Below are 12,533 nucleotides of genomic sequence, written 5' to 3'. Positions count from 1 at the left end.
GACCACCGCCGGGGCACCCCTTTTTTTGCGTTCCGGACGGAGCTCGGGACTTGGCCGCTGCCCGCGTCTTCGCGCAATCAGCGCCGGAAGTACGACAGTTCGTCGAACGAATCCTTCGGCACCGCCAGCCCGGCCATGTCCATGACCGCGTCGAAGCCGTCGAGGAGCGCCCGCATCGGCGCCGTGTCGGCTTCGTCGTCGCCCGCGTGCCGCCCGGGCGTGACGCCGAGCACGACGCGCGCCACGCGGCCCGCGCCCACGCTCAGCAACTCACCTGTGCACGGCGCGAGTTCGCGGGCCGGCAGCCCGACGCAGGCTGCCGTGTGCTCCGGCTTGAACGTGTCGCGGAACGGCGCGGCGCCCTCAGGGCCGAACTTGGCGTCGTACACCTGCTCGAACCCCGAGGCCGTCATGCGCGTCCACGCCACCGGCAGGACCGCGTTGACCTTGATCCCGTCGCCCGCCGAGTCCGCCACCCGCCCCCGTCACGACCGCGACGCGCCCGTCGAACCCCGATTCGTCCACCGTGCCACTCCCTCCGCTCACGGCTGCTTCCCCAAATACTTGACCAAAGCAGGTACCTGGACACCGCAAGGGGCCGCACTTAGCATCGACCGTCATGACCAACCCGGCCGACCAGCGCCCCGACCAGGCGTCGCCGCCGTCACCGTCCTTCGCGGGCCGAGCGGTTCTCGTCACCGGGGCGTCGCGCGGCATCGGCCTCGCGACGGCCGAGGCGTTCCTGCGCGCGGGTGCCGACGTCTGCCTGACCGCCCGCAGGCGACACGAGCTCGACGAGGCCCTCGCCCACCTCGACGGCCTCGGCGCGTCCGGGCGTGCGATCGCGTACGCGGGCTCCGCCGGAGACCCGGAGCAGGTCGAGGCGGCGGTCGCGCACACCATGGCCGCGTTCGGACGGGTCGATGTCCTGGTCAACAACGCCGCGACCAACCCGGCGTTCGGCCCGCTGATGGATGTCCCTCTCGGCGCGTGGCGCAAGACCTTCCAGGTCAACCTGGACGGCCCGCTGCTCTTCGCGCAGGCGGTGTGGCGCGCGTGGATGCGCGACAACGGAGGCGTCATCCTCAACATCAGCACCGAGGGGACGTACGGCGTCGCCCCGATGCTCGGCGCGTACGAGGTCAGCAAGGCCGCACTCGCCCACTTCACGCGCCAGCTCGCGGGCGAACTCGCACCCGGTGTACGCGTCAACTCGCTCTCCCCCGGTCTCGTCAAGACCCGTATGGCGCGGGCCATTTGGGAGCCCGACGAGGCCAAGGCGTCCGCCGGGATCCCGCTGGGGCGCATCGGCATGCCCGACGACATCGCGGGCGCGGCCCTGTGGCTCGCGTCCGACGCCGCCGCGTGGATCACCGGCGCGGACCTGATCATCGACGGCGGTACGCGGGTACGCGGCGCCGCCGCGAAACCGTCCGGCGGATCCCGGGACGGCATGGCCGACAACCTCCGCGGAGCCGCCTCATGACCGCCCCCGCCGCACCCCTCCTCGACCCGGCCCGCCTGGCCGCCTGGCTCGACGGCCTGGGCCTGGCCCCCGGCGAGCCGATCGACCACACGTCCCTCTCCGGCGGCAAGTCCAACGCCATGTTCGCGATCCGGCGCGGGGACCACACCTGGGTCCTGCGCCGACCGGCCGGGGTCGCCCTCGACCGCGCCGAGGACGGGCTGCGCCGTGAGTTCCGCATCCTGACCGCGCTCGCGGACACTCCCGTCCCGCACCCGCGCGCGGTGGCTTTCTGCGACGACCGCGCGGTCCTCGGCAGCGCGTTCTACCTCATGGCCCGCGTCGACGGCTTCGCCCCGTTCCCCGACGCGATCCCGAACACCTTCGGCGCCTCCGGGCCCGTATCGTCACCCGGCCGTGAAATCGGCCTCGCCATGGCCGACACCCTTGCCGACCTTCACGCCCTCGACCCCCAGGCCATCGGCCTCGCCGACCTGGGCCGCCCCGAAGGCTTCCACGAACGCCAGGTCGGCCGCTGGATGAAGCAGCTCTCCAGCTACCCCGAAAGCGGCACACTCCCCGGCGTCGAGGTCGTCACCGCCTGGCTGGAGAAAAACCTCCCGCCCGCGTTCACCCCCGTACTCATGCACGGCGACTACCACTTCGGCAACGTGCTCCTCGCCTCCGACCCCCCGCCGCGCGTCACCGCCATCGTCGACTGGGAGACCGCCACCATCGGCGACCCCCTCCTCGACCTCGCCGGATTCCTCCGGATCTGGTTCGAAACCGGCCCCAGCGAAGGCAGTTCCTGGGACGAAATGGCCACCCGCTACGCCACCCGAGCCGGTCTCCCCGAACTCCCGGACCTCACCTACTACATAACCCTCTCCCGCTTCCGCCTCGCGGTCCTCCTGGACGGCATCCACCAACGCGCGAAGTCCGACCCCACCCGAACCCCCCAGCCAGGCATAGCCACCTACGCCCGCCGCCTCATAACCGACGCGGTCGAGTCACTCCCCTGACCCACCACCGGTGTTCAGCCCTGGCCCACGCCGCCCGAAACGCGTCACCGCGCTTGCCGTCCTCACCGTGACGCCGCACTCCTCGCCGACGCGCCGGTGCGGCCGCCGACAGTGACGGAGACTTCCTCTGCCACAGCGGCAAGGCAGCGCAGGTTTCCTGGTGACCGCCGGCCCAGCCGACGGCTCACCCGCAAATCCGCCCGGAACTGGCGCGGCACCCGACATCGGCGCGGCCCGCGGACCCCCTCGGACATCACCCCGGGGGCAAAACGCTCTTCGAATGCCCGCCCCTACCCCGGATCCGGCTGTCCCGCCCACGAGCGGCGCCGACAACCGCAGTTCATGACACCAACCACCGCCGGAGTGCTAAGCGTTGTCCCGCGACAGCACCATTTGGCGAAGGCGGCAGGCGTACCAACTCAGCGCCAGGCAGATCACCGCGTAGATGCCGACCGCCTGGAGCGCGAAGTTGGCGTAGTCGAACTCCCAGAGTTCGGCGCCCGGGTCGATGCCGAAGTCGGGGTTGCGCCAGATGTGCGGGCGCATCCAGGCAATGAGACCGCCGACACCCTGCGCGGCTGCATATAGCGCGACGAATTCGCCGAGACGCCACCAGTACGCACGACGGTCCTGCCGCATCAGGGCTCGGACTTGCGACCGGGCCGTTCCCGCTCGCCACTGGTCCCCCGCCGGGGCCACCTTGGCGCTGACCTCCGGTGCGAACACCACAGCGGTGACAACGAGAACGAGTAGGACCACCGCGCTGACGGCCATCGTCGTCTCCGAGCCCACCCGGCTGCGGATCTGCGGCGTCAGCAGTAGCGCGAGCACAGGCAGGTTGACAGCGAGCGCAGCCAGATAGACCCGGCCCAGCACGGGGAGCGAAGGCAGCAGTTCCCCGCGTCTGGCCGGCTGCGTGGTGGTGGCCATGCGGTCACACAACCACACGTTGCCGCACAAGATCAACGAAGTGCACAGAACGCGAACACATGGCGGTTGCGCGTCGCACTCTGCTGGACGCGAGTGGACTCGAACACGCCGTACACTCCGCCCGAACTCGCCGACGGCCAATCACTCGGCGCCCGACGCGAAGCCGAACGCGTCCACCGGGAAGCCGCCGAGACAACCCGGCTCGCAGCCGACGCTGTCAGGCAGGGATGCGCATCTACGACCGAACACTCATCCGTTGGTTGCCGACACCCGCCCTTTCGACCTGGGTCCCTTGCCCAGGCGATCCGGGTCGGCGTCTCCCGGCCGAAAGCCTTATGTCTGGCAGCCGTCCGGGAGGAGGTAGCTGGAGGTGATCCGATAGATGCCGGGGCGTGTGGCGGTGAGTTGTATCCAGGGGCCGTTTGCGCGGAGGCAGGCGCCGTCGGCGTACAGCCAGTGGGAGTAGGCGGCGCGTACGGTGACCGTTCCCGGGCTCGGCATCTTGAGCACGATGTCGGCGTCGCCGGCGCGGAGCACCTCGGCGGGTGCCGTGGCCAGCGGCACCGCGTCCTGGACGTGGAAGACGGTCCAATAGGCGTCGCTCCAGACCGGCTGTAGCCAGGAGGCCAGGCGGCCGGACCGGATCAGGTCGGCCTCGGTCCTCGCGTAGCCGTCCGGTGGGGCGTGCGGAAGGACGACGTAGCCGACCGCCCAGTCGTTCAGCCATGCCCGATAGCTCGCCTCGTCGAGCTCTTCGGAGTAGAACAACCGACCGCGCTCCATGTCGAGTTGGCGGTTCCAACCGCGTACCGCCTGGAAATGCGCGGCGAACACCCGGGCCTCGCGGTGCGAGCCGGTGGGGACCACTTCGACACGGCCGCGATACGCGCCCAGCCGGTCCAACTCGGCGATGACCCCGGCGGTGTGCTGCGACCAGTCGGGCACGTCCGTGTGCGCCTCCACGTCCCGGCCCGTCGCCACACCCGTCCAGATCACGCACATCGCCAGCCCCGCGGCGCAGAAGCGCGTGCGCAAGGACGCGTCGGTGGCGACGCGGAACCACGACCTCCGGGGCTGCGGGCCCCGCCGTCTCCGCTCGGCCCAGATCGCCAGCAGCGCGGACGCGCCGAAGAGCGCGCCCAGGCGTTCGACATTGGTGCCCACCGGCGAGGGGATCAGCCAGGTCAGCACGACGCCGACGGCGTATACCGCGCCGCCGGCCCGCAGCACGCGCCAGTCGCGCGGTGCCGTCAACGCCACCACGACGCCGGCCAGGACCGGCAGGATGATCCGCTCGGCCCCCATCGGCTGTTGGCCGTGGGACGGGAACAGCGCGGTCAGCAACCCGCCGACCGCGGCCGTGGGCACGGTCAGGGCCAGGCCTCTCGCCCACTGCCGGTCCAGCAGGAACCCCGCGCCCGCCACGAGCAGGAACAGGCCCGCCACAGGGCTGAACAACACGGTCAGCGCCGCCCCGATCACCCCCGCGACGATCCGCCACACAGGTGTGTGCCGCCCCACGAGGACCAGCAAGGTGCCCAGCGCACTGGCGACGCCGAGAGCGAACGTGGCGCGGCCCGAGACGACGTTGGCCCACAGCCCCAGCGCCCCAGCCAGCGCCGGCCACGTCGGCACCTTGCGGGTGGTGCGCACCAGCAGCGCGGCCAGCAACCAGGTCGAGATCAACCCGCTGAGGGCGGCGAGAGTGCGGACCCCGACCAACGCCATCAGCGGCGGCGACAGGACGCTGTAGCTGCCGACGTGGATCCCGCCGTACCAGAACAGGCCGTACGGAGTGCCCGGATGCCGTACCGCGAACTCCGCCCAGGAGTACTGGGCCGCGAGGTCGCCGCCGCCGGTGGCCAGCAGAAGGCCCCATCCCACATACAGCGGCAGTGCGAGCACGACCGCCACATGGCATATCCGCCACCGGGACGGGGAGCCGCCGGACGGCTTCGCGGACTCGGGGTCCCCGTCGTGCCGCGCGCCGAGCACCCGGCCCAGGCGGCCGCCGCGCCGTGCGCCGGAGGCGCCGCCGACGAGCGCCGTCGCGGTGCGGCCGCCCTCACCTCCGGACTCCGCCGACCGACGCGGGTATGGACTCCACCTCAGGCGGCGCAGTCGAGCGAACTGATTCCGGCCGACGCCCCCGCGCGGCTCGCTCATGACAGGTTCCTCACAGGCACAACTGGGCCCCGCGGCCATTCGACGGATGCGGAGCCTGCTCAGGCATCAGGACGAACCATGAAGACTAATTGGCAAGACACACCGTGCGGCGCTCGGGGGCGGACCGGGCACGATCATGGGCAGGCCGATGGCCCTGCGGGAAGACAGCCTAGGACACGGCGAGGCAGCGCGTGTGAGCGCGGGGGCCGGGTGGGACGTCGTGCCCGACCGCAACGCCCTCCGCCGACCTCATGCGACGGCTTCGCGACGTCGGACGGCGGTCGGTGGATAGTGGCGTCGGCCCGGGGTCGGGAGGATGGGGCGGGCGTTCGGGTGCGAAGGACCTGCGGCGCCCAGGGGGTCGGTTCAGGGGGCGCCGTGGCGCGGGACGACGAACGCCGGGAACTGCGCCGCGGATTCGCCTGCGCGGTGGCGGCGCAGCTCATCTGGGGCGTGCAACCGCTGTTCCTGCCACTGCTGGACGCCATGACCGCGGCCGAGATCCTCGCGCACCGCGTGCTGTGGTCGTGGGCCGTCGCGATGGCCGTGGTCGCCGCGCGCCGACGCACCCGCCAGGGTTTCAAGGAACTTGCCCGCAACAAACACGCGGTCCGGACGCTCGCCGCCGGCAGCGCGCTCATGGGCTGCGCCTGGGGCCTCTACATCTACGGCGTGGTCACCGGCCGCATCGTGGAGACGTCGTTGGCCCTGTTCATCGGGCCGATCGTGACGGCCGTGCTGGGCGTCGGGGCACTGCGCGAACGACTCCGCCCATACCAGTGGTTGGCGGTCGCCGTCTCGACGGCCGGCGTCCTGGTGCTGGGTTGGGGGTACGGCGGCGTCCCGTGGGTCGCGCTGCTGATCGCCGGCACGGTGGCGCTGTACGGGCTGATCAAGAAGCGGCTCGCGGTACCCGCCGTCGAGGGCATGGCGGTCGAGACGGTCTTCCTGGTCCCGGTGGCGATCGGCATTCTGGTATGGCTCGGCGCCACCAACAGCCTCGTCTTTCCCGGAACTTGGCATCTCGCACCGCTCGTGCCGGTCACCGGGATCGTGAGTACGCTCCCGCTCCTCTTCTTCTCGGCGTCCGTCAACCGCGTGCCGCTGTCGACGTTCGGTCTGCTCATGTACCTGAACCCGGTGATCCAATTCGCCATCGGCGCCTGGGTGTTCGGCGAATCCGTCACGGCCGCCCGGTGGTTCGGGTTCGCTCTGCTGTGGATCGCCCTCGCGGTCTTCGCGGCGGGCGCGTTGCGCGCGACGCGTCCCGCGTCGGGGACCGCGCAGGTGTCACCCGACGCATCGACACCTGCGTGGAGCTCCGATCAGTGGTCCTCTCGGAGGGGTTCGGGCAGGTAGAGCGCGCCCGAGCCGAAGCGCGCGGCGCTGTCGTCCGGGTTGGAGATGGCACAGCGCTGCAAGGAGAGACAGCCGCAGCCGATGCACGAGTCGAGGCCGTCGCGGAGCTGCGTGAGCGCGGCGATCTCGGCGTCCAGGCGCGAGCGCCAGCCCCGGGAGATGCGGGCCCAGTCGGCTTTGGTCGGCGTGCGCGACTCCGGCAGCGTGGCGAGGGCGTCGCGGATCTCGTCGAGGGACAGGCCGATGTGCCGGGCGGCGCGGATGAACGCGAGACGGCGCAGGACGTGCCGCTCGTACCGCCGCTGACCCCCGGTCGTGCGGTGCGCCGCCAACAGCCCCTCGCGCTCGTAGAACCGCAGCGCCGAGGCCGCGAAGCCGCTGCGCTTGGCGACCTCAGCGACGGTCAGCAGATCGGTGTCCTTCATGTCCGCGAACCTCTTCCTCCGCAAAGCTTGACCTGAAGTCAACTTTAACTTGCAGCATGGGGAGCGCAAAAGGCCACTGACGAACCATCACAGGAAATGGGGATGATCCTCATGCCCGTCGCCCTCATCACCGGCGCCTCCCGCGGACTCGGTCTCTCGCTCGCGCACGGGCTCGCCGAGCGCGGCTGGACCCTCGTCGTCACGGCGCGCGGCGGCGACGAGCTCGCCTGGGCCGCCGCCGACCTGCGGACCGAGACCTCGGTGGTGACCGTCACCGGCGACGTGTCCGCCCCCGGGCACCGCCGCGAGCTCGCCCGTACCATCGCCGGCCTCGGCGGCCTGGACCTGCTGGTCAACAACGCCGGAACACTCGGCATCAGCCCGCTCCCCCCGATCGCCGAGTACCCGGCGGCCGACCTGGAGGAGGTCTTCCGTGTCAACACGGTCGCCCCGCTCGCGCTGATCCAGGCCCTGCTGCCGCAGCTCGACGCCTCGCGGGGCACCGTCGTCAACATCACGTCGGACGCCTCGGTCGAGGCGTACCCCGGTTGGGGCGGCTACGGCGCCTCCAAGGCCGCGCTCGACCATCTCACCGGGACCCTCGCCGCCGAGAACCCCGGCATCCGCTTCTACGCCGTCGACCCTGGCGACATGCGCACGGTGATGCACCAGGACGCGTTCCCGGGCGAGGACATCTCGGACCGGCCCGAGCCGGGCACGGTCGTCCCCGCACTGCTCGCGCTGCTCGACCGGCGGCCGGAGAGCGGACGCCACCGCGCGGCCGACTTCGCGGTCACCGTGCCTGGCACCACCTCCGACTCCCCTGCCACCCCCGAACCGACACCCGTCGAGGAGCTGTCGTCATGAGCGTGATCGACTTGGCCACCGCCCGCACCCGGTTCACCCTGCCCGACGAACTCCACGCCTCCGAGCCCCCCGAGGCCCGCGGCCTGTCGCGCGACGAGGTACGCCTGCTGGTCAGCGACGGCCGCGCGGGCCCGGACCACGGCGCCTCCGACACCCACGGAAGTGCGGTGCGCCACGCACGGTTTCGCGACCTCGGCAGCCATCTCCGGCCCGGAGACCTCCTGGTCGTCAACACGTCCGCCACCATCCCGGCCGCCGTCGACGCGCGGCGCGCGGACGGACGCGGCGTGATCGTGCACTTCTCCACCGAACTGGACGACGGTCGCTGGCTCGTCGAGATGCGCCCGCCCGAGAACGGCGGCGGTCCGATCCCGGACGGCCGCGCCGGCGAAGTGGTCGCGCTCCCCGCGGGCGTGGCGATGAAGGTCGAGGAGGCGTACCCGGACCCGTGCGTCGAGACCGGCAGCCGCCTGTGGAAGGTGCGCGTGGACGCAGCGGTACCGGCGTACCTCAACGAGCACGGACGCCCCATCACGTACGGCTACCTGCGGGGACGTTGGCCCCTCGCGCACTACCAGACCGTCTTCGCCCGCGAGCCCGGCAGCGCCGAAATGCCCAGCGCCGCCCGACCGTTCACCAACGACCTGGTACTCGACCTGATCGCCCGCGGCGTCGTGGTCGCCCCGGTCACCCTGCACACCGGCATCTCGTCCCTGGAGGCCGGGGAAGCCCCGCTGCCGGAGCGCTACCGCGTCCCCGAACAGACCGCACGGCTCGTCGAATTGACGAAGCGCGGTGGCGGGCGGGTGATAGCAGTCGGCACGACGGCCACCCGCGCTCTGGAAAGCGCCGCACTCCCGGACGGCACCGTCTTGCCGAGCGAGGGCTGGACCGAACTCGTCCTCGGCCCGGACCGGCCCGCGTACGCGGTGGACGGCCTCATCAGCGGCCTCCACGCCCCGGACGCCTCGCATTTGCTGCTCCTGGAGGCGGTAGCGGGACCGGAGGTCGTCGGCCGCGCCTACGAGGCGGCCTTGGAAAAGCGCTACCTGTGGCACGAATTCGGCGACTCAAGCCTGCTGCTCCGGTAGACGGAAGCCCCTGCAGACCACAAGCGCGTTGCCGTTCCCCGCCACCCCAAGGGCGGAGAACGGCAACGCGCGTCGGAGACCGTTCGGGTCCGTGTTCAGGGCTTGGACTTCCGGAAGGACGGAGCATCGCGCACGTCGGGCTGATCCCGAGACTCCCGTACGTCCCGCAGATCGCGCACGAACCGCAGGCCCGGGCGGCCGTCGACCTCCTCCTCGCCGACCGCCTCGAACCCGGTGCGGCCGAGGACCGCCAGCGAGGCGTGGTTGTCGAGGGTGGTCACGGCCCGCAGCGTCGACAGACCGTATGCCGCCCCGGCCCGAACGCAGACCGTGCGCACCGCCGCGGTGGCCAGCCCGCGGCCCGCCGCCCGCTTGGCGATGCGGTAGCCCAACTCGGCGGAACCCTCCGCCACATCGATGAGGTTCACACGGCCGACGACCTCGCCGTCCGCGGTGAGGATGACGTGGAAGTAGACCGTGCCGGCGTCCTGTTCGGCGAGCAGTACGCCATGGCGTACGTCGAAGTCCTTGAAGTACTCGTCGCCGCGGTCCGGAATCGAGGCGGCGAAGTACGCCCGGTTGGCCAGCTCGAATTCCCGCACCGCCGAGCCGTGTTCCGCGCGCATGAGCTGGAGCCGAGTCATGTCGACGACTCTAGAGCGTCATTCGCCCGGGCGTGGCCGCATATCGGCCGACTCCGCAGCCCGTGTCGTCCGCTCCCGCGGCCCGCTCGGTCTCACGATGGACCGCGGTCCGCGTCTCAGCAGCAGCGGCAAACCGGGCTCTCCTCCCGTTTCTGGCGCCGCCATGCCTCGTAGTCCCGACGCGTGGGGGCCGGTTGGCCGGGGTACGTGCGGCGATGCCATTCACAGTGCCGTTCGTAGGCGGCGGTCCCGGAGATCTCGTGCAGGTACCAGCGCAGGGCCGTCCGGAGTCGCCGTCCGGACCAGCGTCGACGTCCCCTTCGGAGCCGCCGTCCGAAGGCCGTCATGCGCGGTCCGCGTCGCCCACGGAAACGGTCTCGGGCTTTCGCGCGCCGGGAACCGGCAGTTGAATGCGCGACTCGACGTACGGCGTCTCCGTCGTCGGCAGCGAACCGGCGCGGATCGCCCGCACCGAGACAACCGCCGCGCTGATCACCACGATGGCCACCAGGGTCAGGAACACGGCGGTCAGGACGCCGTTCACGGTGCAGTTGAGGACCACGGTGTGCATCTCGTCAATGCTCTTGGCCGGGCCGAGGACCTTGCCGTCGTCGACGGCGTCCGCATAGCGCCTGCGCTGCGCGAAGAACCCGACGCGGGGATCGCCCGAGAAGATCTTCTGCCAACCCGCGGTGTAGGTGACCGCCAGGTCCCACAGCAGCGGTACGCCCGTCACCCACGCCCAACGCACCTTGCCGTGCTTGATCAGGACGGTCGTCGCGACCGTGAGGGCAATGGCGGCCAGGAGTTGGTTGGCGATGCCGAACAGCGGGAAGAGCTGGTTGATCCCGCCGAGCGGGTCGGTCGTTCCGGCGTACAGGAAGTAGCCCCAACCCAGCACGACGAGCGCGCTGGTGGCCCAGATGCCCGGCTTCCAGGTGACCCGGCCCAGCGGCTTCCATACGTTTCCGAGCATGTCCTGAACCATGAAGCGGCCCACGCGAGTCCCGGCGTCGACCGTGGTCAGGATGAACAGCGCCTCGAACATGATCGCGAAGTGGTACCAGAACGCACGCAGGCTGTTGCCGCCGAAGACCGACGAGAAGATGTCCGACATCCCGACCGCGAGCGTGGGCGCTCCGCCCGTACGTCCGATCAGGCTCGACTCCTCCACTGCCTGTGCCGCGGAACGCAGTTGCTCGGGCGTGATGGTGAACCCGAGGTTGGCGACCGCCTGGGACGCACTCTCCGCCGTCGAACCCAGCACGCCCGCAGGTGCGTTCATCGCGTAATAGAGCCCTGGGTCGATGACGGACGCGGCGACGATGGCCATCACCGCCACGAACGACTCCATCAGCATGGCGCCGTAACCGATGAGCCGGACCTGCGACTCCTTCTCGATCAGCTTCGGCGTGGTGCCGGACGAGACGAGCGCGTGGAACCCCGACAGGGCGCCGCAGGCGATCGTGATGAACAGGAAGGGGAACAACGCCCCCGCGAACACCGGTCCTTCGCCCGAACCCGCGAACTTGCTGACGGCGTCCGCCTGGAGCGTCGGCGCGGACACGAGGACCCCGACCGCGAGCAGCGCGATCGTTCCCACCTTCATAAAGGTGGACAGGTAGTCGCGCGGTGCGAGCAGCAGCCAGACCGGCAGCACCGAGGCCACGAAGCCGTACGCGACCAGGCAGACGACCAGGGTCTTCGGGCTCCATGTGAAGGCGTCCGCGAGGCCGGAGTTCTCCACCCAGCCGCCCGCCACGATCGCCAACAGCAGCAGCGTGACGCCGATGACGGTGGTCTCGACGACCTGCCCGGGACGCAGGAACCGCAGGTACATCCCCATGAACAGGGCGATGGGGATCGTCATCGCGACCGAGAAGGTGCCCCAGGGCGAATCGGCCAGCGCGTTGACGACCACGAGGCCCAGCACCGCGAGCAGGATGATCATGATGACGAACACCGCGATGAGCGCGGCGAATCCGCCGATCCGCCCGATCTCGTCGCGGGCCATCTGGCCCAGACTCTTGCCGTCCCGGCGCATCGACAGGAACAGGACCACCATGTCCTGCACGGCTCCTGCGGCGACCACGCCCACGACGATCCAGATCGTCCCGGGCAAGTACCCCATCTGCGCCGCGAGTACGGGCCCGACCAGAGGCCCGGCACCGGCGATCGCCGCGAAGTGGTGCCCCAGCAGCACGCGTCGGTCGGTGGGCTGGAAGTCGACGCCGTCTTCCAGGCGTTCGGCCGGTGTCGCACGCGTGTCGTCCAGTACGAGGACGCGGCGGGCGATGAACCGCGAGTAGAAGCGGTAGCCGATCGCGTACGACGCGAGCGCCGCGACGATCAGCCAGACCGCCGACACCTCCTCGCCCCGCGCGAGGGCGAGCACGCCCCAGGCGACGGCGCCCACCACCGACACGGCGGTCCACGTCACCACCGCCCGCGGCGTCACGGCACGGCGGCGCATGCCGGTCTCGGACATACAAACTCCTCGGATCTGTGCGGAAGTCGCGCCGGAGCCCGGGCCGTGTGGGCTCCACGTACGCGACGAAAGGCGG

The 12,533-nt window shown here is 71.0% G+C and carries 12 protein-coding genes; 5 read left to right on the top strand and 7 right to left on the bottom strand.

Annotation, left to right across the window (positions count from 1 at the left end; translation table 11 throughout):
• Positions 1-77: 77 nt before the first annotated feature.
• Positions 78-476, bottom strand: a complete 399-nt coding sequence (locus ACRX5S_RS26305) for a hypothetical protein (RefSeq protein ID WP_436775562.1) — start codon at positions 474-476, stop codon at positions 78-80.
• A 143-nt stretch (positions 477-619) separates the two neighbouring features.
• Here ACRX5S_RS26305 and ACRX5S_RS26300 point away from each other — a divergent pair, with 143 nt between their 5' ends.
• Both ACRX5S_RS26300 and ACRX5S_RS26295 read left to right on the top strand, forming a co-directional pair.
• Positions 620-1,486 (top strand): SDR family oxidoreductase, encoded by an 867-nt coding sequence (locus ACRX5S_RS26300; protein ID WP_436775561.1) that lies wholly within the window; start codon positions 620-622, stop codon positions 1,484-1,486.
• Positions 1,483-2,487 (top strand): phosphotransferase family protein, encoded by a 1,005-nt coding sequence (locus tag ACRX5S_RS26295; RefSeq protein ID WP_436775560.1) that lies wholly within the window; start codon positions 1,483-1,485, stop codon positions 2,485-2,487. The genes ACRX5S_RS26300 and ACRX5S_RS26295 overlap by 4 nt, the downstream gene beginning before the upstream one ends.
• Before the next feature lie 366 nt (positions 2,488-2,853).
• Here the strand turns inward: ACRX5S_RS26295 and ACRX5S_RS26290 are convergent, their stop codons facing one another.
• Both ACRX5S_RS26290 and ACRX5S_RS26285 read right to left on the bottom strand, forming a co-directional pair.
• Positions 2,854-3,417: a hypothetical protein gene (locus ACRX5S_RS26290; RefSeq protein ID WP_436775559.1), complete on the bottom strand. Its 564-nt coding sequence runs from the start codon at positions 3,415-3,417 to the stop codon at positions 2,854-2,856.
• A 333-nt stretch (positions 3,418-3,750) separates the two neighbouring features.
• Positions 3,751-5,583, bottom strand: coding sequence for a hypothetical protein (locus ACRX5S_RS26285; protein WP_436775558.1), 1,833 nt, complete (start codon positions 5,581-5,583; stop codon positions 3,751-3,753).
• Between the two features lie 378 nt (positions 5,584-5,961).
• On the opposite strand from ACRX5S_RS26285, the gene rarD reads away from it, so the two are divergent.
• Positions 5,962-6,942, top strand: a complete 981-nt coding sequence (rarD, locus tag ACRX5S_RS26280) for an EamA family transporter RarD (protein WP_436775557.1) — start codon at positions 5,962-5,964, stop codon at positions 6,940-6,942.
• Here rarD and soxR read toward each other — a convergent pair.
• Positions 6,909-7,367, bottom strand: a complete 459-nt coding sequence (soxR, locus tag ACRX5S_RS26275; RefSeq protein ID WP_436775556.1) for a redox-sensitive transcriptional activator SoxR — start codon at positions 7,365-7,367, stop codon at positions 6,909-6,911. The genes rarD and soxR overlap by 34 nt on opposite strands.
• 111 nt (positions 7,368-7,478) lie before the next feature.
• Between soxR and ACRX5S_RS26270 the strand changes: the two genes are divergently transcribed.
• Entirely contained in the window at positions 7,479-8,234 is a 756-nt protein-coding gene (locus ACRX5S_RS26270) for an SDR family NAD(P)-dependent oxidoreductase (protein ID WP_436775619.1), read from the top strand.
• Positions 8,231-9,325 (top strand): S-adenosylmethionine:tRNA ribosyltransferase-isomerase, encoded by a 1,095-nt coding sequence (locus tag ACRX5S_RS26265; RefSeq protein WP_436775555.1) that lies wholly within the window; start codon positions 8,231-8,233, stop codon positions 9,323-9,325. Before ACRX5S_RS26270 ends, ACRX5S_RS26265 begins: the two co-directional genes overlap by 4 nt.
• A gap of 95 nt (positions 9,326-9,420) precedes the next feature.
• On the opposite strand, the gene ACRX5S_RS26260 is transcribed toward ACRX5S_RS26265, so the two are convergent.
• From ACRX5S_RS26260 to ACRX5S_RS26250, 3 genes are all read right to left on the bottom strand, one after another.
• Complete coding sequence (locus ACRX5S_RS26260; RefSeq protein ID WP_436775554.1) at positions 9,421-9,969, bottom strand: GNAT family N-acetyltransferase; 549 nt, start codon at positions 9,967-9,969, stop codon at positions 9,421-9,423.
• Positions 9,970-10,085: 116 nt separating this feature from the next.
• Positions 10,086-10,316: a YbdD/YjiX family protein gene (locus tag ACRX5S_RS26255; protein ID WP_436775553.1), complete on the bottom strand. Its 231-nt coding sequence runs from the start codon at positions 10,314-10,316 to the stop codon at positions 10,086-10,088.
• The gene (locus tag ACRX5S_RS26250; protein WP_436775552.1) at positions 10,313-12,457 is read right to left on the bottom strand and encodes a carbon starvation CstA family protein; all 2,145 of its coding nucleotides are present in this window, start codon (positions 12,455-12,457) and stop codon (positions 10,313-10,315) included. The genes ACRX5S_RS26255 and ACRX5S_RS26250 overlap by 4 nt, the downstream gene beginning before the upstream one ends.
• Between the last annotated feature and the right edge of the window lie 76 nt (positions 12,458-12,533).

The organism is Yinghuangia sp. YIM S09857, assembly GCF_051388915.1.
Classification (GTDB): Bacteria; Actinomycetota; Actinomycetes; order Streptomycetales; family Streptomycetaceae; genus Yinghuangia.
This window is presented reverse-complemented; position numbering and strand designations above follow the sequence as displayed.